The sequence below is a fragment of the Vibrio ichthyoenteri ATCC 700023 genome (assembly GCF_000222605.1).
Taxonomy (GTDB): Bacteria; Pseudomonadota; Gammaproteobacteria; order Enterobacterales; family Vibrionaceae; genus Vibrio; species Vibrio ichthyoenteri.
The window spans coordinates 13,635-35,328 of the sequence record NZ_AFWF01000188.1; the positions used below are offsets into that span (position 1 = coordinate 13,635).

The 21,694-nt window shown below is 44.5% G+C and carries 18 protein-coding genes and 2 pseudogenes; 13 read left to right on the forward strand and 7 right to left on the reverse strand.

Annotated features, from left to right (window positions below; translation table 11 throughout):
- Positions 1 to 274: 274 nt before the first annotated feature.
- Both RH85_RS13160 and RH85_RS13165 read right to left on the reverse strand, forming a co-directional pair.
- Positions 275 to 1,654, reverse strand: a pseudogene (locus RH85_RS13160) (leucine-rich repeat-containing protein kinase family protein).
- 184 nt (positions 1,655 to 1,838) lie between these two features.
- A pseudogene (locus RH85_RS13165) lies at positions 1,839 to 3,453 on the reverse strand (methyl-accepting chemotaxis protein).
- Positions 3,454 to 3,735: 282 nt separating this feature from the next.
- On the opposite strand from RH85_RS13165, the gene queD reads away from it, so the two are divergent.
- Entirely contained in the window at positions 3,736 to 4,098 is a 363-nt protein-coding gene (queD, locus tag RH85_RS13170) for a 6-carboxytetrahydropterin synthase QueD (RefSeq protein ID WP_039949031.1), read from the forward strand.
- Between the two features lie 124 nt (positions 4,099 to 4,222).
- Here the strand turns inward: queD and RH85_RS13175 are convergent, their stop codons facing one another.
- From RH85_RS13175 to RH85_RS13190, 4 genes are all read right to left on the reverse strand, one after another.
- Positions 4,223 to 4,687 (reverse strand): GNAT family N-acetyltransferase, encoded by a 465-nt coding sequence (locus RH85_RS13175; RefSeq protein ID WP_006713020.1) that lies wholly within the window; start codon positions 4,685 to 4,687, stop codon positions 4,223 to 4,225.
- Positions 4,688 to 4,847: 160 nt separating this feature from the next.
- The gene (locus RH85_RS13180) at positions 4,848 to 6,209 is read right to left on the reverse strand and encodes an L-serine ammonia-lyase (protein ID WP_006713023.1); all 1,362 of its coding nucleotides are present in this window, start codon (positions 6,207 to 6,209) and stop codon (positions 4,848 to 4,850) included.
- A 90-nt stretch (positions 6,210 to 6,299) separates the two neighbouring features.
- Positions 6,300 to 7,553: an aromatic amino acid transport family protein gene (locus RH85_RS13185; RefSeq protein ID WP_006713026.1), complete on the reverse strand. Its 1,254-nt coding sequence runs from the start codon at positions 7,551 to 7,553 to the stop codon at positions 6,300 to 6,302.
- A gap of 291 nt (positions 7,554 to 7,844) precedes the next feature.
- A complete protein-coding gene (locus tag RH85_RS13190) occupies positions 7,845 to 8,453 on the reverse strand; it encodes a CoA pyrophosphatase (RefSeq protein ID WP_006713028.1) in 609 nt (202 codons plus the stop codon).
- A 165-nt stretch (positions 8,454 to 8,618) separates the two neighbouring features.
- Here RH85_RS13190 and RH85_RS13195 point away from each other — a divergent pair, with 165 nt between their 5' ends.
- Both RH85_RS13195 and RH85_RS13200 read left to right on the forward strand, forming a co-directional pair.
- Positions 8,619 to 9,161, forward strand: coding sequence for a heme NO-binding domain-containing protein (locus tag RH85_RS13195; protein ID WP_006713030.1), 543 nt, complete (start codon positions 8,619 to 8,621; stop codon positions 9,159 to 9,161).
- Positions 9,162 to 9,166: 5 nt separating this feature from the next.
- Positions 9,167 to 10,864 carry an ATP-binding protein gene (locus RH85_RS13200; protein ID WP_039949032.1) on the forward strand — a complete coding sequence of 566 codons (1,698 nt, stop codon included), beginning with the start codon at positions 9,167 to 9,169 and terminating at the stop codon, positions 10,862 to 10,864.
- A 3-nt stretch (positions 10,865 to 10,867) separates the two neighbouring features.
- On the opposite strand, the gene pabB is transcribed toward RH85_RS13200, so the two are convergent.
- Positions 10,868 to 12,247 carry an aminodeoxychorismate synthase component I gene (gene pabB, locus RH85_RS13205; RefSeq protein WP_006713032.1) on the reverse strand — a complete coding sequence of 460 codons (1,380 nt, stop codon included), beginning with the start codon at positions 12,245 to 12,247 and terminating at the stop codon, positions 10,868 to 10,870.
- Positions 12,248 to 12,424: 177 nt separating this feature from the next.
- Between pabB and RH85_RS13210 the strand changes: the two genes are divergently transcribed.
- The 10 genes from RH85_RS13210 (at position 12,425) to RH85_RS13255 (ending at position 21,693) form a co-directional block, all read left to right on the forward strand.
- A complete protein-coding gene (locus tag RH85_RS13210; protein ID WP_006713034.1) occupies positions 12,425 to 13,945 on the forward strand; it encodes a fumarate hydratase in 1,521 nt (506 codons plus the stop codon).
- 187 nt (positions 13,946 to 14,132) lie between these two features.
- Positions 14,133 to 14,318, forward strand: a complete 186-nt coding sequence (locus RH85_RS13215) for a hypothetical protein (protein WP_006713040.1) — start codon at positions 14,133 to 14,135, stop codon at positions 14,316 to 14,318.
- A 154-nt stretch (positions 14,319 to 14,472) separates the two neighbouring features.
- Positions 14,473 to 15,849 carry a YcjX family GTP-binding protein gene (locus tag RH85_RS13220; protein ID WP_006713042.1) on the forward strand — a complete coding sequence of 459 codons (1,377 nt, stop codon included), beginning with the start codon at positions 14,473 to 14,475 and terminating at the stop codon, positions 15,847 to 15,849.
- Positions 15,846 to 16,886: a YcjF family protein gene (locus RH85_RS13225; RefSeq protein ID WP_006713044.1), complete on the forward strand. Its 1,041-nt coding sequence runs from the start codon at positions 15,846 to 15,848 to the stop codon at positions 16,884 to 16,886. Before RH85_RS13220 ends, RH85_RS13225 begins: the two co-directional genes overlap by 4 nt.
- A gap of 101 nt (positions 16,887 to 16,987) precedes the next feature.
- Complete coding sequence (tyrR, locus tag RH85_RS13230) at positions 16,988 to 18,532, forward strand: transcriptional regulator TyrR (protein ID WP_006713045.1); 1,545 nt, start codon at positions 16,988 to 16,990, stop codon at positions 18,530 to 18,532.
- Entirely contained in the window at positions 18,532 to 19,116 is a 585-nt protein-coding gene (rimJ, locus tag RH85_RS13235) for a ribosomal protein S5-alanine N-acetyltransferase (protein ID WP_006713047.1), read from the forward strand. The genes tyrR and rimJ overlap by 1 nt, the downstream gene beginning before the upstream one ends.
- A complete protein-coding gene (locus RH85_RS13240; protein WP_006713049.1) occupies positions 19,116 to 19,703 on the forward strand; it encodes an HD domain-containing protein in 588 nt (195 codons plus the stop codon). Before rimJ ends, RH85_RS13240 begins: the two co-directional genes overlap by 1 nt.
- A 13-nt stretch (positions 19,704 to 19,716) precedes the next feature.
- Entirely contained in the window at positions 19,717 to 20,190 is a 474-nt protein-coding gene (locus tag RH85_RS13245) for a DUF2947 domain-containing protein (RefSeq protein ID WP_006713050.1), read from the forward strand.
- Between the two features lie 239 nt (positions 20,191 to 20,429).
- On the forward strand, positions 20,430 to 20,606 hold the full coding sequence (locus tag RH85_RS23180) for a hypothetical protein (RefSeq protein WP_006713052.1): 177 nt from the start codon (positions 20,430 to 20,432) through the stop codon (positions 20,604 to 20,606).
- A 439-nt stretch (positions 20,607 to 21,045) separates the two neighbouring features.
- A complete protein-coding gene (locus RH85_RS13255; protein WP_174269580.1) occupies positions 21,046 to 21,693 on the forward strand; it encodes a GTP cyclohydrolase II in 648 nt (215 codons plus the stop codon).
- Position 21,694 lies beyond the last annotated feature (1 nt).

Below are 21,694 nucleotides of genomic sequence, written 5' to 3' on the forward strand. Positions count from 1 at the left end.
ATTAAACCTGTCGTTCCGAGTGATTTAACTTTGGTATTTTTGACCAAAAAAACGTCGAAACATCAGGTTGGTATTACTTTTTTATCGAAATGACATATTACCTGTCAATTCGTTCGCTTCAACCTTTATTATCGTTTTGGTGGCGATAATGTCACTAATATTTTCTCTTCTTTTGTTTACGCCACTCTAAATCGCTTACAAAGCCCTTTCTATCGTTCTTATCAGGCACAAATTTAAGCAATGCCGTCTAGCTACCAAGGGTGTGTCTATGGTGTTAGCCGATATCGAGCTGAGAAATCAGTTGTTGTAGCTGTTGGTTGATGGCAGAAAATTGTGGTCGTAACGCAAGATTTTTCTGTAAACAATCGCCTTTCAATGCGACTAAATTTTCTTTGGTCGCTTGATAGATTTGGTCGAGTTCTTGTGCTGAAAAATGGCAGCAATGTTCAAGTAGATCTTCCATTAGGCAGCCAAATGCTCGCACTTCAATACGTTGCATTGCCTCTCTTTGTTGGCTTGGCAATTTATTCAAATCGGTTGCAGCACCAAAATCACCAAACAAGATCGCCGCATCTGGGTTGTACATGGTGTTATGGGCGTAGATATCGCCATGACTAACATGTTGATGGTGTAAGTGCGTTAGGCCTGACGCCATTTGCTGCAGCATCAGTAATATCGTGGTTAGGTTGTGCTTTGCATCGATGTGAAAAGTATCGCGGGTGCAAGTTTTCAGTGAGGGGGGCAACCCCAAATTCGCATATTGGTTTGGGATCAGCTCCATCACGAGCCCGAGCCCATCAGCTTGATTAATCTGGCCGATGACTTTGATTAGGTTATCGTGATGGCCAGCTTGTAGACAGTTTTCCAGCTCATTGCTCGGGTAGCCGTCGCTAGTCACTTCGCCTTTAAAGATCTTAACTGCAATCTGCTCACCGCTACCCGCTAACTGATGCGGTTGTTTGCGCCATTTTGCTCGATAAATAATGCCAGACGCGCCTTGGCCAATCACCTCTTCGAGTGCAATGTCTTCTAGTTTGATTAACGGGATAGACGTTGTTAAGTGTGACGCTTTCACGCTGAATTCGCCTGCTTGCGTATTTAATGGGTTTCCATCAATTGCAAGCCAACTTAGTTTAGGCAGCCCAAATAGCCAATTAGGTAAATCAACGAATGCATTGGCTGAAAGTCTTGCCAGCTCTAAACGTTGGCAGTTTGCCATTGAAGCGGGCAGTGAGGTTAACTTGTTGCCAGCTAAGGCAAGCTTTTGCAAACGGTATAAACGGCCCATATCGTCGGGAAGTTGAGTCAGTTGGTTGTCGGTTAAAATCAGCCAACGGGTGCGGTCTGGTAGCGTTTGTGCAGGAAAATGTTGCAACTTGTTTGATTTAAAACTGATCATTTCAAGCTGTGGACAGGAGAAGAGAGCAGCCGGAATCGTTTCAAAGCAGTTATTCGTCAGGAACAGAATTTTAAGCTGCTTTAACTGTGCAAAATTATCTGGTAAGTCCCTGAGTTGGTTGTCGGATAAATCGAGGGTCTCTAAACTGTCTGCAAGTTAAAAAATCTCGACAGGGAACTCCGTCAACCCTTGTTTTAATTCAAGACGAGTAATGCCTTTTAATTCACCAGATTGTAACTGCTCAATAGTGTGCAAAGCTTAAACCTTAATACGGCTAAAAATAGCCGGCAATACTATACCAACATCGATGGCTGATAAAGTTGAATGCTCGCAGCAGAAAGCAAAGTGTAGGGATAGATTTGTATCGCGGAAATAAGGGACAAATAAGCCTGTAGCGCTGAGACGAATATTCGCCCCAGCGTTTACGGCGTCATGCGGACTAATGTTTCTTGCTGTCACCTTGCGCCAATGAAAATTGATTGAGTAGCTGTTCCAATCGCTCAGACAAGTGTTCGAGATCTAAACTGATATCACGAGTTTGTGAGGCTAATTGAGATGTGCCATTGGCATGAGCTGTGATGGTGTCTATCTTGCTTTGGATATGATAGCTAACCGCGGAGGTGGTCTGCGTTTGTTGCTCGATGTTTTTAGTATGATTGAGCACTTGGTGCATTTCGTTAACCACACTATGCATTGTGGTTGAAAGGAACTCGACATCTTCTGAGCGCTGGTGTGCTTGGTGACAGACATTATCCACGGAGGTGAGAGACTCTCTGCTGCCTTGTTGAAATTGGCCAATAATGGCTTCGATGTTACTGGTGGCTTCAGCCGTTCGTCCAGCAAGATTACGTACCTCTTCAGCGACTACGGCAAAGCCGCGACCTTGCTCGCCCGCCCGAGCAGCTTCGATTGCTGCATTGAGCGCCAACAGATTCGTTTGATCGGCAATACCACTGATCACCTCCAAAATGGACGATACTTCCGAGGTTTGGTCATTTAGAGAGGAGATCTTTTTCAATAGAACCGACCAGTTGTTTGATATCGTCACTGGCGTGATGGGCATTGCTGGCGCTTTGCGTAACAATCTCCACAGTCTTGTTGACTAAGGTTGTCGCTTCTAAAGTGGCTTGCTCAGTGTGCTCTTGTTGTGCCAGCATATTGTTGATATTGCTTTGTACATCATTGGTTTCAGCTTGTTGATTGTTGGCAGCGTCGTCGGTGGATTGGGCGACATCAGTCAATTGCCCTGCAGAGCCGGCCAAAGAATGGCTGGTTTGTTGTACTTTTTGCAGGCTATCACTGACGGTATCCATAAAGGAATTAATCGAATTTGCCAGTACGCCAATCTCATCATTTTGTTTGGTGGGTAAACGCTGTAGAAGATTTTTCGACTCAGAGACCTGTAACATAAATCGTGAGGTTTTTTGCAATGGACGTACTAATATCTTTCGCGTTAAGCCCATGGTAAATAAGAAGCCGACAAAGGTAATCGACGCCATGATGCCCATTGCGATCAGTGCTTGTTTACTCACCATGGAGTTGACGTGATTCATATTGTATTCGAGACGAATCGCCCCAAGCACTTCGCCTTCTGCCGCTGCATGACAACCAACACAGTTGGTTCCACGGTAATCTAGGCTTGATTTCATTGGTAGCGCGACCACCAATCCATTTCCCCAATCTGCGCTGATAGGTTCAATGACCAGTTCACCATTGAGTGCTCGCTGGTCAATGTCGTCTTGTGGGGCTTGATTCGCATTGCCGGGACCATAAAGCTTATCAACCGCGGGTGCGCGTAAAACGCGTACTTGCTCTATGCCATCTTGAGCCAACGCTTTTTCACGTAGCGTTTCTTTTTGTGACATGGTGCCAGTGAGCATCATCATGTTGAGGCTATCAAAATAGTTGCTGGCTTTGTCGTGGAGTTGTTCGCTAAGAACATCATGGATAAGTTGTTTTTGTTGCTGATATTGATAAAAAGTCGAGGTGGCGAGAACGCAACCAAAAACCAGTACCAACGTGACGAGGAGCTTAAAAGTAATTGTTGAGCGCATTATTATTTTACATATTATTAGAATAGACGCAACAATTCTATGGATATTTATTACCGTATGTCATAGGAAACTGGTTTGAATGTGACCACTCCCAAAAAGTTCCATTTGTAATTGTGATGTAATTAACATGTATTAGTTATGTGTCTGTAACGAGATTGGTGCGATGCACTCACCATTGAGATGAGTAAATGAGAAAAGTGACAATCCTATCGGGCATAAGCTTGTCACTCTGCTAACAAGGCTTTAGTATTGCGTCTTCTTGACGAAAGCCTGAGAAAAATGATGAAAACAGAGTTGTACAAAGAGTTTATGTTTGAGGCTGCACACCATTTGCCTCATGTCCCTGAAGGTCATAAATGTGGTCGTTTGCATGGACACTCTTTTTTAGTTCGTCTTTATGTCGAAGGGGAAGTGGACCCGTATACAGGTTGGGTGGTTGATTTTGCAGAGATAAAAGCAGCTTTCAAGCCAATCTACAATCGTCTAGACCACTATTACTTAAATGACATCGAAGGGTTAGAAAACCCAACCAGTGAAGTATTAGCGAAATGGATTTGGCAGCAACTGAAGCCTTCATTGCCTTTGCTTAGCAAAGTGGAAATTAAAGAAACCTGTACGGCAGGCTGTATTTATAAAGGTGAGTGATCATTCCACTCACACTTTCTTTGAGTAAATAGGATCAAAGCAACAATTAAAAAGCCAATCATTTGATTGGCTTTTTTTAATTCATATCGTCTAAATCGTAGCGTTTTTGTGCCAATGTATAGCCTTAGAGTTTGTGGCGCATAATGCGTTCTTTGCCACTTTTACCATAGTAAAAGTTGTCACCATCGCTAAAACCGATATGGGAAAAGAAAGCGCGTGCTGCTTCATCTTTAGCGGGTAGGGTGATACATAAAGAATCACTATCACCATTAACGGCATAGGCGTACACAAACAGCTTTTGCATTGCTTGTTTGCCAAAGCCTTGGCGTTGATAGCGTTTATCTAACACTATGTACTTTAATCCCAGTTCATTGCGCCGAGCGAACGTGGCGTAATGAGAGAACGCTTTATCTAACACGAGGTAGCCAATCGGCTGGCGCTCTGAGTAAAGCGCGAGAATCACTTCGTACTTAGAACGGTTGTGGTACACCTCTTCAAAGGGGAGGTGGCTTTCTTTCTGCTCTTGATGCACTTCAAGCTGCATTAAACTGGCGAAATCTTTCAGCTTAGCCGGTTTTATCGCAATCATATTGCCTCATTAATACTACTGCTAACCAATGAAATTCAACGTAGGCTGATTCTCAAATTGGAAATACAAAAATGGCGACCATTACAGTCGCCATTATATCGTCTTAATTATCAATAAAATATGTTTTCACGGATAATTTGACAGCGGATCACTACTAAAGTTAGCAGATAACTTTAATCGCAAGGCCGCCTTGAGACGTTTCGCGGTATTTCGCGTTCATGTCTTTACCGGTTTCTAGCATAGTTTCAATAACTTTATCTAGAGATACGGTTGGAGCAGAAGAACGACGTAGTGCCATACGAGTAGAGTTGATCGCTTTTACCGCTGCGATACCGTTACGCTCGATACATGGTACTTGAACCTGACCAGCAACTGGGTCACAAGTTAGACCTAGGTTGTGTTCCATACCGATTTCAGCCGCCATACATACTTGCTCTGGGCTACCGCCCATAAGCTCAGCAAGACCGGCTGCAGCCATAGAACATGCTACGCCCACTTCGCCTTGACAGCCAACTTCCGCACCAGAGATTGAAGCATTACGCTTGTAAAGACCACCGATCGCGCCAGAAGCTGCGAAGTAACGGATGTAATCTTTCTCTGTCACGGTTTGAATGAACTTGTCGTAGTACGCCAGTACCGCAGGGATGATGCCACACGCGCCATTGGTTGGTGCAGTAACAACACGGCCACCAGCTGCGTTCTCTTCGTTTACTGCGAAAGCAAACATGTTTACCCAGTCAACCACAGCCATTGGATCGTTAGAGGTTTTCTCTGACGTTAATAGCTGTTGACGCAGTGCCGCTGCACGGCGAGGTACGCGTAGTGGTCCAGGAAGAATACCTTCAGTATTCATACCGCGTTCCATACCTTCACGCATGGTTTTCCAGATGTTAGCAAAGTAAGTGCGAGACTCTTCATCTGAATGTAGAGCCGCTTGGTTTTTCATAACCAAAGCACTGATAGAAAGCCCATGCTCTTTACACTGGTCCACAAGCTCTTCAGCGGTTGTGAACGGGAAAGGAACCTTGATTGGGTTTTCTTCTTCTTTACCGAAGTTTTCTTCATCGACGATGAAACCACCACCGATAGAGTAATAGGTTTTCGAGTACGCGACTTCGTCATCGATCCAAGCGTGGATCTGCATGCCGTTTTCGTGTAGCGATAAGTTAGAAGTATGGAAGTTCATACCGCCATCTTTAGGGAACGATACTGTGTGACAGTGCATGCCAACAGGAAGGCGTTCAGTTTCTTCTACGCGAGCGATGAAGCCAGCAATAGAATCGATATCTACTTTCTCAGGGGTGTTGCCAGCAAGACCCATGATGATAGCGATATCTGTGTGGTGACCTTTCCCTGTCAGTGATAGTGATCCATAAACGTCAACGGTGATTTTAGTGATGTCGCGCAATTTTCCCATTGAACGAAGATCATCAATAAATTCTTTACCCGCTTTCATTGGGCCTACAGTGTGTGAACTAGAAGGACCAACACCGATCTTATAGATGTCAAAAACACTAATCATATCGATTACCTCAAAAGCAAGCCTCCCTAGAGAGGGAGGCTTAGAATTATCATTATATTTTGTTTTTAACTACCCGATTTTCAGGGGTAATTAAAGAGCGCCGTAGATTACAGAAGTAATCGCTGCAAGACCACAGATAACTGTGAAAATCTGTACAGGTGCAGAAGTTTTGTACTTCGCCATCGCAGGAACTTTCTTCATTGCGAACACTGGTAGAAGGAACAGGATAGCCGCGATCATTGGTGCGCCCATTGTTTCAATCATACCTAGGATGCTTGGGTTGATGATTGCAACAATCCAAGTAGTGATTACGATGAAAATTAGTGAACCTTTCTCAATAGTGCTTACTGGAGTAGAAGCACGAGATTTGATTAGACCAACTAGACCTTCGTGAGCACCTAGGAAGTGACCGAAGTAGCTAGAAGTAATCGCAGCGAAAGCAACAACAGGACCCATGTAAGAGATGATTGGGTTGTCGTGTACGTTTGCAAGGTATGAAAGTACAGAGATGTTTTGCTCTTGTGCCATTGCTAGCTGCTCTGGAGATAGAGACAGAACAACAGAGAATACGAAGAACATAACGAAGCCCATTAGCATCATTGCCGCACCGCCAGTGATTGCGTCAGTTTTCTTAACTGCGTCATCACCAAAGTTCATGCGTTGCTCTTTAGCAAACTGAGAAATAACAGGGCTGTGGTTGAATGAGAATACGATGATTGGAATCGCTAACCATACAACGATAGGCATTGTGCTGAAATCAGGTGCAACTTCAACCATTGATGTATTCCAATCAGGGATAAGGAATACAGACAGTGCTAGTAGGATAACAACCAATGGGTAAACCATTGCAGAGGTTGCTTTAAGCATTAGGTCTTTACCAAATACTACACCCATAGTCATAGCAGCAATAAGCGCGCCAGACAGTAACCAGCGAGGAATTGATTCCATGCCCATTTGGTTAACTAGGAAAGAGTCAACTGTGTTTGTGATACCAACACCGTAGATAAGAACGATAGGGTAAATAGCGAAGAAGTAAGCGAAAGTGATAAGGTTTGCGCCAGTTTTACCAAAGTGTTCTTCAACAGTATCAGTGATATCTGATTCAGGATTTTTAGCAGAAAGTACAAAACGAGCTAGAGACTTGTGTGCAAACCAAGTCATTGGTGCTGCGATTAGGGCTAGCATAACTAATGGCCAGAAACCGCCAGCGCCAGCTTTAATTGGAAGAAATAGTACGCCAGCACCTACAGCAGTACCGAAAAGCGATAGACACCATGTGAAGTCTTTGTAAGTAAACTTACTAGACGATTGCACGGCAGATGCCGATGAAGTAGTAGAACTCATATTGGGATACTCATTTTTTGGGAACAGGTAATAAGTTGCGTGCAATTCTGCACAAAAGGATTGCACAATTATTAGATCTAAATCACAAATTGATGGGACTGATAATATGATATTCCAAAAAGGAGTTTATTGTCACGAAAATGACGTGCCACACCTGATTTATCTTAATGTGACGCATTAGAAAAACTTATCAACTGGATAAGCTGACGTTATTTTGTCCAAGGGAAACGTTTGCGGAGTTGAGCGTTGATTTCACTAATGTGAGTAATTGTTGACCAATCGTTGCCTTTATTAACATTGATGCATAATATGATTCTGTAATGCATGGATGATTTGTGCCGTCATTCCCCAAATAAAATGCTGCTGATAGTTAATGGCGAACACTCGATGGTGTTGCTGTTTGATGGAAAAAGAGTGGCTATGTAGCTGTCTCGGATTCAGTATGACTTCGGCTGGAACCTCAAATGCCGCTTCCACTTCGTTTTGGTCGATCACCGCCGCATAGTTAGCATCAATAAATGCTAGGTAAGGCGTCACTGAAAATTGGCTAATGGTTGGCAGTTCTGCCATTTGACCAAAAATCTCAATATGCGGCGACAATATCCCAATCTCTTCTTCCGTTTCGCGTAATGCGGTATTACGCAACACACCGTCAGTATGTTCATATTTGCCACCAGGAAAGCTGACTTGCCCCGGATGGTGCTTTAGATGGGCTGCACGCTTAGTAAAAAGAATATGTAAGCCGTTGTCACGTTCGATAAAACCGATTAACACCGCTGCCTTTCGCAATGTATGATTTTGCAGATGATCGAGTCTTTTTAGCGACTCTCGATGATAAGCGATCGGTTGTTGTAATGAAAAACGTTGAATCAGTTGTTGCCGGCTTGATGGTATTCGCACATTAACTTCCTATAGGTATTTGAAAAAGCCAGTTTTATGGATCATGCTTGGAGTAATATTTAAAGGTTAGCGAACACATTTAACGACGACAAGACGGAGTCTGCGTTAGCTGCTAGGTATCTCGCAGGCCACTTGCTATAAAAGCACAATAAAAGAGGCAGGGAAATGAAAGGAATCATATTTACTGAGTTTATGGATTTGGTTGAAGAAAAATTTGGGCTTGAGCTGCTCGATGAGCTTTTGTTGGATGCGGATGATGAGGGCGTCTATACCTCAGTAGGCAGTTATGACCATCGACATTTGGTTAAACTGATTGTGTTGTTGAGCCAAAAAACCGGAATTTCTGCCGAGGATTTGCAGCAAGTCTTTGGCCAGTCGGTGTTTCTTAATCTATACGACGTGCTGCCTAATAAATCCAGTTTAGGTGAATGCAAAAACTCGTTCCAGTTTGTGCGCTTGGTGGAAGACTACATTCACATCGAAGTAAAAAAACTATACGCCGAAGCGAACCCGCCGAAATTTGAATTTATCTCTGAAACAGAAACCGAAATGGTTTTTGACTATAAAAGTGCGCGCTGCATGTCTCATGTTTGTCTTGGCTTAGTGAAAGGCTGCGCTGATCATTTTAACGAACAGCTTGAGATTAAGATGGCCAGTGAAACTGCCGACAATAGCCATGTACGCTTCTACCTCACTTTGGTTGACTAACGTTTATGGATAGTAGTGGGCACTTGGAGAGAAAAGTGGCTCGGGAGACGGCTCGTCGAAAGCAAGCTGAGTTGTTGCTTGAGCAAAAGAGCCTAGAGTTGTATGAAGCAAATCAACAGCTCAAGTTGGTTCTTAGTCAATTAGAAAGCCAAAACTTGCAAGGCCTCAAGAAACTGGAGTTCGAAGGGCATATCAGTGAATCCCTAATCCACTTTGGCCGAGCATTCTTAACACGCACTCTCGATGATGGGCTACTTTCAAGCTTCTTAGAGCGTTTGCAGGCCTGTTCGCTTATTTATGGCATGCGCCTTAACTTAGAGCCAGAGACCTTAACCACGGTAATTGCGAGTGAATTTGGTTGCAGCGAATCTTCATTTGAACAATCGCTAGGCGAAGGAGAGGTTTGGCAAGGCAATACCATACGTCTGCCGCTTGAAGTGGAGCGTAACGTCATTGGATCGCTTTGTGTTGATGTTGATCTGACTGATATCGAACCACGTTTCATTTCCAGCCAGATGACCTTGGTGGTCGAACTGCTTTGCAGTGCGATTGGGCGGCAACTCATGATTGCCAAAACATTACAGGCTCGACAACGAGCAGAAGAGTCAGAGCGTTCGACCAAAGAGTTCGTTGCGATGATTAACCATGAATTGCGCACACCACTGAATGGTTTGTTGGGCAGTGCTGAGCTGCTTTCAGATACCCCCCTCACCAACGAGCAATCTAATCTGCTGACCAATTTAACCCACTCGGGTGATCTGCTGCGTCACATCATCAATGATTTGCTCGACTTTAGTAAAATGAGTGCCGGCATGATGGAGTTATTCCCGACGCGTTTCAGATGGGATGAACTCAAAAATATGCTTAACGGGATTTTTTCTCCCAGAGCTCAGGAGAAGCGGATTTCATTTCTGATTGAGCAATCCCCAGCCATGCCAGTGGCTTTTCTTGCGGACTTCGAGCGCATCAGCCAAATACTGGTGAATCTGATCGGTAATGCGATTAAATTTACCTCAGAAGGTAAGGTGGAGGTATTTGCTCGCTGGGGCAATGGTGTGCTGAGCGTTTCAATTATTGATTCAGGCTGCGGTATCCCAGAAACGGCGCAAGCCCAACTGTTTGACCCGTTTGTGCAAGTTGATCGAACCGCAAAGCGCAGCTTTGAAGGAACTGGGCTAGGGCTGGCGATTTGTAAAAACTTAGTCGACTTGATGAAAGGCAGTATTCACTTTGAAAGCGAGCTTGGGGCTGGGAGTACATTCTACATTGAATTGCCACTTGAACTGGCACCAGAAGTTGAGGTGAATGACGCGCAACTAGGCAGCGAACGCAGTGCCCAATCTCTTGAGAGTTTATCTATTCTAGTGGTTGATGATATTCGAATGAATCAAATTATTATCAATCAGATGCTGAAGAAATTCTCGATAGAACCCGACCTAGCCGAAAATGGATTGGAAGCGATAGAAGCGGTCAAACATGGCCAATATGATTTGGTCTTTATGGACTGTCGCATGCCTGAAATGGATGGATTTGAGGCGACGTCATATTTACGAACACATCAATACACTCGGCCAATTATCGCGTTAACGGCGGGAACGACGTTGGAAGAGCGGCAAAAGTGCATTGAAAGCGGTATGGATGACATATTGACCAAGCCTTATACCGCTGCTGATTTGAAATTGATGATTGAGAAATGGATTTAATGCTTAGCTTGCCAAAACTGGCAGAATTCGGCTGAGCTTATCTAAGGTTTCTTGATATTCTGCGTCACATTGGCTGTCCGCCACCAAGCCACCTCCCGCCCAAACATACAATTGACCCTCTTCAGCGACCAAGGTGCGAATGGTAATACTGGTATCCATTCGGCCATGGCGGCTGATATAACCGATGCTGCCGCAATAGACACTGCGACGATGAGGTTCAAGTTCTTCAATGATTTCCATTGCGCGGACTTTTGGTGCGCCAGTAATCGAACCTCCCGGAAAGCTGGCACGCAATAGATCGATAGCCGAGTATCCGTCTGCTAACTCTGCTTGGATGGTACTCACCAGATGGTGCACCGCAGGAAAGCTTTCAATATCAAATAACTTAGGTACATGAACGCTACCGGGTTTGGCCACTCGACCCACGTCGTTACGCAGTAGATCAACGATCATTAGGTTCTCTGCTTGATCTTTTTCTGCTGTGGAGAGTTCAAAAGCGGAGGCTTGGTCTAACGCCGGGTCCTCAAAGCGGGGACGGGTTCCTTTGATCGGCTTGGTCTCTATCATATTTCCGGTGACTTGCAAGAATCGTTCTGGAGAGACACTTAAAATAGCGCTGTGTTCGGTGCGGATAAAGGCAGAAAACGGCGCTTGGTTCACTTGCTCTAGCTTTTGATAAGCTTGCCATTCGCAACCTTGATAAGGCGCGCTAAAGCGCTGAGCAAGGTTAATTTGGTAACTGTCACCGGAGAGAAGGTATTCTTGTACTTGCTCAAAGCGAGTTCGGTACTCCGCTTTGGTGACATTAGATTGCCATGCGCCCTGTAATTGGAAGCAAGGTTGATCTGCCACGTTGTATTCGTCGGCTTGTTGCTGTAGCCACTGCCAATGATGTTCAGTGTTGTTTCCTACCACCCAAGCTTGTTGCAACTGATGATCAACGATCACTGCCCAATCATAAAGACCAACGGCCATATCCGGTGAGGCTAAATCGTGCTTCGCTAAGGTGGGAATATTCTCTACGCGACGGCCCAAATCGTAAGAAAAGTAGCCTAAAACACCGCCGACAAAGGGCAGTTCGCCGTCATAATTACAATCGGGCAAATGGGTCTTTTGGATATGGGTAATTAAACTAAATGGGTCTTGCTCTGAATAATATTGCTTGTCTTGTTCGCTCACCAAAGTTGTTTGACCAAAAGTAGTCAATTTAACCATTGGATTTGCGACCAATATATCATAGCGGCTATCGACATGTTGCGAAGATGCTGAGCGCAGTAACATTGCCCAATTTTGCTGTGCAATAGGTGCAAACAGGGTGCAAGCTAGGTCAGAAGAGTAATAAATCTGTTTGATTTGTAAGCAATTTGATTGGCTGTTATTCATTTGTTTAATTTGTGACAAAGAGATCGTTCACTTCGTAGCGCGTTGAGGAAAGCAAGAGTATCATAACCAAATCATAACCCGCTACTTTGAATAAAGGTGATGGCTACTCGTTCAGATGGTTCGATAGCAAACGTTTAAATAAAGTGGGAATAAACGGAAGCAAATAAGAGGCAAGTAATGACTATAATCCGCAAACAGGATGTGATCAGCAGTGTTGCTGATGCGCTGCAATATATTTCTTACTACCACCCGCTCGATTTCGTTCAAGCGCTGGAAAAAGCTTATCATCGCGAAGAAAGTCAGGCGGCTAAGGATGCGATCGCCCAGATTTTAATTAACTCTCGTATGTCGGCGGAAGGTCATCGCCCAATTTGTCAGGATACTGGCATCGTTACTTGCTTCGTTAATATCGGTATGGCTGTGCAATGGGACGCCACTGATATGACCGTTCAACAAATGGTGGATGCGGGTGTGCGCGAAGCTTACACCAATCCAGATAACCCATTGCGTGCTTCAGTATTGATGGACCCTGCAGGCAAACGTATTAACACCAAAGACAATACGCCTGCGGTCGTGCACATTAACATGGTGCCGGGTGATAAGGTTGAGATTCAAATTGCCGCCAAAGGTGGCGGCAGTGAAAATAAAACCAAAATGGTGATGCTCAATCCATCAGACGATGTCGCTGAATGGGTAGAAAAAACCTTACCGTTAATGGGGGCAGGCTGGTGTCCACCAGGTATGCTGGGCATTGGTATTGGCGGCACCGCTGAAAAAGCCGCCGTTCTGGCAAAAGAATCGTTGATGGAACACATCGACATTCAAGAGCTTATTGACCGAGGTCCACAAAACGCAGAAGAAGAGCTACGTTTGGATATTTTCAACCGTGTTAATAAGCTCGGAATTGGTGCGCAAGGCCTTGGCGGCTTAACAACGGTTGTCGATGTGAAGATCAAAACCGCGCCAACGCATGCAGCGTCAAAACCGGTCTGTTTAATTCCTAACTGTGCGGCAACTCGCCACGTGCACTTTACCTTAGATGGTAGCGGCCCGGCAGAATTGACGCCGCCGAAGTTGGAAGAGTGGCCTGATATTACGTGGGAAGCGGGCGCAAATACTCGTCGCGTGAATCTGGATGAAGTAACGCAGGCTGATGTTGAAGAGTGGAAAACCGGTGAGACGGTATTGCTATCAGGCAAGATCTTAACGGGTCGTGACGCGGCGCACAAACGTATTCAGGGCATGTTAGAAAGCGGTGAAGGCTTGCCAAAAGGCGTCGATTTTAAAGGTAAATTCATTTACTACGTTGGCCCTGTTGATGCGGTGGGTGATGAAGCGGTCGGTCCGGCAGGCCCAACGACGTCAACGCGTATGGATAAATTCACTGATATGATGCTCAATGAAACGGGCATTATGGGCATGATTGGTAAAGCGGAACGTGGCCCTGCAACGGTTGAATCTATCAAACAACACAAAGCGGTGTACCTGATGGCAGTGGGTGGCGCTGCGTACTTAGTTGCGAAAGCAATCAAGAAAGCGCGCGTGGTGGCGTTTGAAGATCTGGGTATGGAAGCCATCTATGAATTTGAAGTTGAAGACATGCCTGTGACCGTCGCTGTGGACTCAAATGGTGCCAATGCCCACCAGATTGGGCCAGATACTTGGAAGGTAAAAATCCAAGAAATGGAACTTGATTGAGTCAAGATACTGAATAAATTGCTAAAAAAATGACAAAAGTGCCGCGAAAGCTGCACTTTTTGTCTATATACTATCTATACCCTAGTGGCTCCAAGAGGCAGGTAGGAGATACGCTTCACTGAGCCAAGCATCTCGAAGCGACTTGGGAGCCTCAACTTTCACAAGACCAAATAACAGGGGGAGCGCAATGCCTCGCTTTATCCAAATTCTACAAATCATCATTGCCGCTGTAGTTGGTGCGTTTGTTGGCTACGATTTGATCCTTCATGGGATCAGTATCTTCGACGTTAAGTATGTCACCATCACTTGTGTGTTGTTTGTCTTACTTGAGATTGCACTATTTGTCATTTTTAAACTGATCGAAGATGATTAATCCGAGCCAGCATTAGCCAATAACAACACTGCGCCTTTCGGGGTGACTATGATATACATTAAACCTCTGATGAACCTCAGAGGTTTTTTTGTTCATCCAAGATTAATGTTGTATTGGTTACCCTAGGTACAGTTATCCGTTAACGAGAGATTCAATGAAGAATATTCAGCAAGAAGTGAACGATTTTTTACACCGTAGCATGGATTCGCATGTGCGTATCGCGGTAACGGGGTTGTCACGCGCAGGTAAAACCGCTTTTATCACCTCACTTGTTAACCAACTCCTTCATACTTCTACTCATAGTCAACTGCCGTTATTGAGCGCCAGTAGAGACAAGCGACTTGTAGGAGCAAAGCGAGAACCACAAACCAATATGATGGTGCCACGCTTTGCCTATGACCAAGCAATGACGCAATTACAAGGCGATGAACCTAATTGGCCTGAACCGACAAGAGATGTGAGCGAGATCCGCCTTGCGCTGAAATACAAACCGAGCAAGAAAAGCAAAAGGTTGTTCGGTAGCACTGCGACACTCAATCTAGACATTATTGATTATCCGGGCGAGTGGCTACTTGATCTGCCATTGCTCGATATGGATTTTGCCACTTGGTGCCAAAGCCAGTTTACGGCCTTGAAAGGTTTACGTTTAGAGCTCGCAAAACCGTGGCTTGAACAGTTAGAACGTTTGGATTTAGCCGCTGAAGTGAGTGAAAGTCAGTTAGCTGAGATTGCACAAACGTACACTCAATACCTGCACGACTGTAAAGACAATGGGTTGCATTGGGTGCAGCCGGGGCGTTTTGTTTTACCCGGAGAGCTTGAAGGTGCTCCGGTGCTACAGTTTTTCCCATGCCGTTTTGATGCGGAAATGAAAGTGGATAAGCACAGTAATCTTGCGATGTTGAAAGCGCGTTATCATGAATATCAAACCAAGGTAGTTAAAGCGTTCTATAAACATCACTTTGCCACTTTTGATCGCCAAATCGTGCTGGTGGATTGCTTGCAGCCACTTAATGCTGGCTATGAATCGTTTATGGATATGCGTGATGCCCTTGAGCAAATCATGCATAGCTTTCGCTATGGTCGCAGTTCGTTGTTAAAGCGACTATTTGCACCGCGTATCGATAAAATCTTGTTTACGGCCACCAAAGCAGACCATGTCACACCGGATCAGCACCCGAACTTGGTGTCATTGTTGCAACAGATGGTTCACCCAGCATGGCAGAGCGCTTCGTTTGAAAATATCGAGATGAGCTGTATCAGCATGGCTTCAATTCAAGCTACGCAAACCGGATTTATCGCGCAGGGTGACCAATCGATTCCAGCGATTCAAGGCACGACTATGGCCGGGCAACCGATCACCGTTTATCCTGGTGAAGTTCCGCGCAAGTTACCATCTGCGGTATATTGGCAACAAAAAGGTTTTGAATTTACGGCATTCAAACCGTTAGTTAGTCAACAAGATGAGCCGCTACCGCACATTCGTATCGACAAAGCTTTAGAGTTGTTGATTGGAGATAAATTAAAATGAGCGAATTTAAATCGAAACAAATTTTTGATCAGCCGCTCGAACGCGAATCGCAGTCTGATCATGAATTAACCGCACAAATTCAATTTCAAACGTCAGAGAAGTTTGTGCCGAGTGCGATACCGAATGAACTCGAACAGGGTCAGGAATCGGCAGGGGAGCAACAGCTCGATCATATTATTCGTCCTAAAGCAGGACGAAAATGGCTAAGTGTCGGCTTACTGGGAACTTTTTCTGGTTTAGTTACTTGGCAAGCGATTGATACGGTGATCAGTGCCATTCAAACCGCCGACTGGCTGGCGTTAGGCTGGGCCGGTTTTATCTCAGCACTTGCAGCCTTGGGCCTTGGCGCCATTGGTAAAGAGTTGTGGAAACTGCGCACGCTGCGTAATCATTTTTCTGTGCAAGAACAAAGTGAAGCCTTACTGCAAAGTGATAGCGTCGGACAAGGGAAAAGCTTTTGTCAAAACTTGGCCAAGCAAGGTGGCATTGCTCCACATTCACCAAGTTACGATCGTTGGGTCAATGTGGTGAATGGATCGCACAGCGATGCTGAAGTCTTGGACATGTATGATGCAATGGTGGTGGCCGAACAAGATAAAATCGCGACACAGATTGTCTCAAAGCATGCCACAGAATCTGCTGCGCTGGTGGCGATCAGCCCACTTGCGGTAGCGGATATGTTGTTGGTGGCTTGGCGAAATTTTAAGATGATCGACAGCCTCGCTAATGTGTATGGCATCGAATTAGGTTACTGGTCTCGTCTACAGCTGTTTAAGTCAACGTTAGTCAATATGGCGGCAGCAGGTGCGAGTGAGTTAGCCATTGATGCTAGTATGGATTTGCTCTCTATGGATCTGGCGGGAAAATTGTCTGCACGCGCAGGACAGGGGCTTGGTGTGGGTATTCTGACCGCAAGATTGGGTATTAAAGCGATATCGTTACTGCGTCCAATGCCTTGGCAACCCGAACGAGCGGTCAAACTTTCAACGATACGCAAACAAATTGTGGCTAAAGTCGCGGCGATTACGGTCAAATAGCATGAATGTGAAGCGAGTGATATCGCTTTGCTTGACGAGGATCTAGGCTTAGGGGAAACTACTGTCAACTTTTCCTGACACCCTAACTTAGGACTCTCTCAGTGCGTCTAGAAGTTTTTTGCGAAGACCGACTTGGCTTAACACGCGAGCTACTCGATATCCTTGCCTCTAAGAGTATTGATTTACGCGGCATCGAAATTGATATTTCAGGCATTATTTACCTTAATTGCCCAGATATCGATTTCGATACTTTCAGTGAATTAATGGCGGAGATTCGCCGCATCTCAGGTGTAAAAGATGTGCGAAAAATTCAGTTTATGCCAATGGAAAGACATAATACTGAACTTATCTCGTTACTGAATAATCTTCCAGAACCGGTACTCGCGATTGATTTGAAAGGTAACGTAGACATGGCAAACCATGCTGCGCTGAACCTCTTCAATCTAGAGGAACAGGAAGTGATTGCCCATCATATTGGTCATTTACTGCCAAGCTTCAATTTCAGCAAGTGGGCTGAAGGTCAGATCACTCGCCAACGTGAAAACATTGTGATCAGTGGCTTGGACTACGTCATGGAAATCATGCCGGTATACATCACCACGGAAAGCAAAGAGTCTATTTTAGCCAGTACGGTGATGATTATCCGTTCTGCACAAGACAAGCCACTGCTCAAAGAAATTCTACCGTTACAAAACAATCTTGGTTTTGAGCATTTTGTTGGGGTTTCCAATCGCCATAAGGCCCTGATCACTCAAGCGAAAAAGCTAGCGAACCTCGAGCAACCATTGTTGATTCAAGGTGAAACGGGTACCGGTAAAGAAATGTTGGCCCGTGCCTGTCATAGTCGCTCCCATCGTGCCGGTGCACCATTTTTGGTACTGAGCTGCGCCTCAATGCCTGATGACGTAGCAGAAACTGAGTTGTTTGGTCATGCGCCGGGCAGTTTTAATCATCAAGAAGGCAACAAAGGCATTTTTGAACAAGCCAATGGCGGTACCGTCTTCCTGGATGAAATTGGGGAAATGAGCCCTCACTTGCAGATTAAATTACTGCGTTTACTGCAAGATGGTACGTTCCGACGTGTTGGTGAAGAGCATGAAGTGCATGTTAACGTACGTGTTATCGCTTCGACTCGTCACAATTTAGCGGATTTAGCGGAATCGGGTGCGTTTAGAGAAGATCTTTTCTACCGCTTAAATGTACTGACACTAAACATTCCATCCTTGCGTGATCGCTCTAATGATATCGCACCGTTGTTGGAGTTGTTTGTGGCGAAGTACATCAATCAACTTGGCATGGTGAAGCCGATTATCGACGATAACCTTGTCGACCAACTCGCGTCTTACAATTGGCCGGGCAACATGCGCCAATTAGAAAATATGGTGTTGCGTGCACTCACTGAACTGGAAAATGAACACTTAACGGTTGATTTATTCCATCTACCTCAGGTTGAGGCATCGGTTTCAAGTGGTGGGTCAATTAATCTTGATGGCTCTTTAGATGACATTATGAAAGATTATGAGTCTAAAGTGTTGGATAGACTCTATCAGTCATTTCCATCGAGTCGTAAATTGGCGAAACGACTTAATGTATCGCATACATCGGTCGCGAATAAATTACGTGAATACGGGATTCGTAAAGGTTGATGTCAAAAGTAAGTACACCGCTACAAGTCTATCAGGCTGATGACGAGATTGTTGTACGTACGGCTGAACCTACGGATGCGTATTTGGTTAGCCAGTATTTCATTGCCAATCGTGATCACTTAAAGCCGTGGGAGCCAGAGCGTGAGCCTGAGTTCTTTACGGTGGCGGGTTGGACGCAACGCTTGATAAAGCTCAATGATCTACATCGCTTAGGTTTAGGATATTATTTGTTGATCATTGATCGTAGTAGCGGCCAAATGCTCGGTACAATATCATTCAGCAGCTTAACTCGCTTTCCTGTCCATGCGTGCCATATGGGTTACTCCTTGGCTGACGATGCTCAGGGAAGAGGAGTGATGAGCCGTGCCATAAAAATGGCATTAAACTACATGTTTAATGTACAAAATATGCACCGTATCATGGCCAGCTACATGCCTCATAATCAGCGAAGCGAAGCGGTATTGCAGCGTTTGGGTTTTGAGCGAGAGGGCTATGCTAAGGATTACTTGTTGATTGATGGCCAGTGGCGTGATCATGTTTTGACCGCACTGATCAATCCCGATTGGAGCGAGGCAAAGAAATGATGCAACGATTAGAACAGCAGTTGAATCTCGTTATTGAGTTAGATCAGCTGAAGAATGTGCTTCGTCGTACTCGGGTTAAAAGTGCAGAGGGTCGCTTGGAGAACAGCGCCGAGCACAGCTGGCATGTGGCTTTGATGGCGATCTTGATGCAAGAGCACGCCAACCAACCGGTTGATATTGCTAAAGTGATGAAAATGCTACTGCTGCATGACATCGTTGAAATCGATGCTGGTGATACGTTCGTTTACGATGTTAGCGCCTCAGCGCAACAACAAGAGAAAGAGTTGGCAGCCGCCGAAAGATTGTTTGGTTTATTACCGAGTGATCAAGCACAAGAACTGAAACTGATTTGGTTGGAATTTGAACAAGCCCAAACTGCAGAGGCGAAATACGCTAAAGCACTCGATCGGATCATCCCGATGCTTTTGAATTACCACAATAGTGGTCAACGCTGGCAAGAAAACAATGTGACCAAGCAACAAGCATTAACGGTGAACCGTAAAATTGAAGATGGTTCATCCATTCTGTGGCATAAAGCCCAGCAACTAATTGAAGAAGCCAGCGAAAAGGGCTGGTTGAAGTCTTAATTGAGGAACATAGATGTCTTATTTACCTTTGGACCAGTACCAAAGAAAATGGATTTTTACCCATCAATCGATGCCGGTAGCAGAGCAAGATCTTGAAGCGATCAAGCCAATGGATCAAGCTCGCGCAGCACAGTTGTGGAAAGATAACATCAGTGCGCAAAGTCCGGACGCAGATCGCCTAAGCTCAAGCGATTGGCCAATGAAAGCGCCAAACTGGAGCGAAAGTGTTGACTGGATGGCGGCTTGGGAATCTGACGAAGAAGAACTACCGGCAGAAATCTTAGCCTTCATTGATTGGCAAGATGATGTAACAGTTTATTTTTGTTATGAAAAATATAACATCATTGAGACAAAGTGGAGCATCTTCAAAAAGTATTGGAAGAACTTTTTGTTCTACGATGATGGCCCTTTCTTGATTGGTCGCCGCCGTACAGAAGCACTTTGGTTTGATGATAAAGGTCAGGTGAAACTGGGCAAGCGCGATTAGATCTGTAAACGAAATACTTAAACGGGTTGGTCTAAATGATCAACCCGTTTTATTTTGCGTGAAAAGATCAAACTTTGGATCTTAAATTCAATTTCAAAGCAACTCTATTTAGTGTGACCTTGCTCCAAAATAATTGATTAAATTCTGCGCAAAATGAAGCTTTTGTTATCATAAGGATATGGATGCCATGTACGGTAATGGCTAAACTTTTGTTTTAGTTAAAATATTAGGAACGCGCTGTGGAAACGATTCTATTACAATTGAGAAAGGACTTTTATTCGCATATTAGTTCGTTGCAAGCACACACGCTTCCGCAAAGCAAACCAACGTTAAGTGTGTTGACCGATGATGAATTGAAAGAGCTTGAGCATGTCTGGGTTGAACTTTCAGTTTGGCAGCGTACACAGGCGCACTAAGATTTTTGCTTAGAGCGTCAGCTATCTTTATCGATGCTGATGTACCTATCGCAAGTTGATATTCATTTCATGATTTAATTACGATTTCTTCGAGTTACCCAGTTATCTGTAGCCATCCTTTCTGTTTGTTTCATCTTGAACGTTCAGGCTATTGGTTCTTATACCGCTTCAACCGCATTTAATTTACTGATCTTGCCTTCTATCTTGTCCTATATCTAAACGAGTTTCTTAATCAATGATTAAGTGACTAAGCTTTGTCTGTTCTGTCTTATGCACCTTTCTCGTTAACACCTTATTTATACACAGCAATAGTGATAACAAAAGTATCGATTAGAAGCACTTATCTTTTTGCGCTATAATTGTTATATTATAACAATAGTGATCTAACCATTGAATTCTTGAGTAAGAGTCCTCATAGTTAGTTACAAAGGGCCTTCGTATGAATGCGATAGTCAATATAGATAATAAAAGAGTTCAAGTGAGTGTTGATATGGCGGAAGTACGTGCCAGAGTAGATTTTAAAGTCGGTGTTGGAAGTAAAATTGATGCAGAACTCCTCTCTTTTGAAGGGTTGAAGACAGATAAAGAACATGTCGCGGTTATTTTTAAACAATCCGATTTAAACGATGATATCCCACTTGTGCGTATGCACTCAGAGTGTTTGACTGGTGATGTTTTCCATTCATCTCGCTGTGATTGCGGTGAGCAATTGGATGAAACCATTGAACGTATGGGCGAGTCTGGTGGAATCATTCTTTATTTACGTCAAGAAGGACGTGGTATCGGCCTGTACAATAAGATTGATGCTTATCGCCTACAAAGCCAAGGCATGAATACTTATGAAGCCAATAACCATTTAGGTTTTGGCGATGATCTGCGTGATTTCTCTGAAGCCGCTCAAATGCTGTTGGCATTAGGGGTGAGTAAGATTCGTCTAGTGACCAACAACCCGAAAAAGGTTAATGAATTGAGAGAGCATGGTATTGATATCATCGAAGTGGTCAATACACTCGCGCATATCAAAGATGGCAACGAAAGCTACCTTAAAGCTAAAGTCTCCCACGGTAAGCATTTACTCAAATTCTAAA